This window comes from Fibrobacter sp., from assembly GCA_024398965.1.
Classification (GTDB): Bacteria; Fibrobacterota; Fibrobacteria; order Fibrobacterales; family Fibrobacteraceae; genus Fibrobacter.
Genome location: JAKSIF010000145.1, coordinates 1 through 1,456 on the forward strand (window position 1 = coordinate 1; position 1,456 = coordinate 1,456).

General features: G+C 50.4%; 3 protein-coding genes. All 3 read right to left on the reverse strand.

The genetic code is table 11. From position 1 onward, the window contains the following. Positions 1 to 536: IS66 family transposase (locus MJZ26_15170; GenBank protein ID MCQ2107116.1), on the reverse strand; the 536-nt coding region annotated here is incomplete at its 3' end. A gap of 100 nt (positions 537 to 636) precedes the next feature. Further along, a complete protein-coding gene (tnpB, locus tag MJZ26_15175) occupies positions 637 to 984 on the reverse strand; it encodes an IS66 family insertion sequence element accessory protein TnpB (protein MCQ2107117.1) in 348 nt (115 codons plus the stop codon). Next, positions 978 to 1,456, reverse strand: a 479-nt coding sequence (locus MJZ26_15180; GenBank protein MCQ2107118.1) for a hypothetical protein, incomplete at its 5' end; no start/stop codon positions are given. The genes tnpB and MJZ26_15180, both read right to left, overlap by 7 nt.

Below are 1,456 nucleotides of genomic sequence, written 5' to 3' on the forward strand. Positions count from 1 at the left end.
ATGAAGCTGCCGTCATACTGTGAGTTCAGGAAGGGGGCATCCGGAGCCTTGCCCTGCATGATCTCTCCATCCTGACTGTAGATGTGTACATGATAGACGGTCTTGATGAAGCGCATGGGTATGAGCTTGTAGCGGATGACATCACGGGTCTTTACCAGGCGTGCCTTCATGGCATCGTACCTTGGATCATCAGGATAGACATCCTCCTCCACCGTCTCCACCTCATAGTGCTCCTTGCGCCTTGCACCATGGTTGGTCTTTTCATACACCCGGGGCTTAGTCTCCTGTCCCTCCTCTTTCTCTGTACTGGAAGGAACAGGCGCGTTCTGTCTTTCCGATTCGTTCGCCTGCAGTTTGGACAAGCCTTTGATTATGCGCTTCTGCTTAGCCTCCTGCTCGCCCTTCTCTACAAGCAGTTGCCTTAGCGAGGATACCTCCTCGGTAAGGATTGCAACCTGATGGCGAAGGTCTTCATTCTGTGCTTTAAGGCTATCAACCAACTGCTGCAGAAGCGCAATAATCTCATCCTTTTTCATACTGCAAAGATACGAAAAAAGAATGAGATTATCAAGTAAATCTATAATTATTTGCTATATTATATTATTGAATGGCAATTCGTTAACATGTTGCTTTTGTTTATATTTTAAGCCTTTTGCGATATTTCATGCTCTTGAGGCTTATGCCGTCCATGATGGCGGAAAGCGTCTTGTAGGGCATCTCGCAGGCCTTCTTGACAGGGTTGAAAAAGGGCAGCTCGAACGTCCCTCGCTCAAGACGTTTCTGATAGAGCACGAAGCCGTCCGTATCCCAGTGAAGCAGCTTCACCGTCTGCCTGTTCTTTGAAAAGAAGATGAACACACCGCCGCCAAGAGGCGGAAGCCCCATCTCCTGGCTCACCAGCTTGTACAGGCCGTTGATGCCGAGATTCATCCTTACGTACCGCTGGCACACATAATAGCGCATGCCTTCCCCCAGACCTAGCATGATTCACCTTCCTTTCCCGAATAATGCCTGATGAAGGACACGAGAGCCTGGGCGCTGCCCTGCTTGACTGTGATAATCACCCCATCCGGAAGGGTCACGGAGATGCCGAAGAGCATCTCGCCAGATTCTGTCTTTTCGACTCGGGGGATAACCGGAACGAACATGCTGGAGTCCTCTGAAACAACATGCGGCAGGGATTTCAGACGCTCTTCCATCTGGAGGGCGCGCGCATGGCGTTTGGCGTCAATGACGGACAATCCGTTTCTGCTCATCCAGTTGCTCATCGCACCTACACTCACATGAAGATCACGGAGAAATGGCGCAAGACTGGCCTGTGGGTTCTGACTGAGAAGGGCGGTGTACTTCTGCCACGCCTTCTCAAAACGATCTGTTGCTGTTGACATAATCTTTTTTTCCGCAAAGGTCGCAACTTTCAGCAAATACCGCAATACGTCATCGCGGAGACGCTTAC

Excerpts from the sequence above, each read along its gene's own strand:
- tnpB (MCQ2107117.1), bottom strand. The coding sequence starts at position 984 with ATGCTAGGTCTGGGGGAAGGCATGCGCTATTATGTGTGCCAGCGGTAC.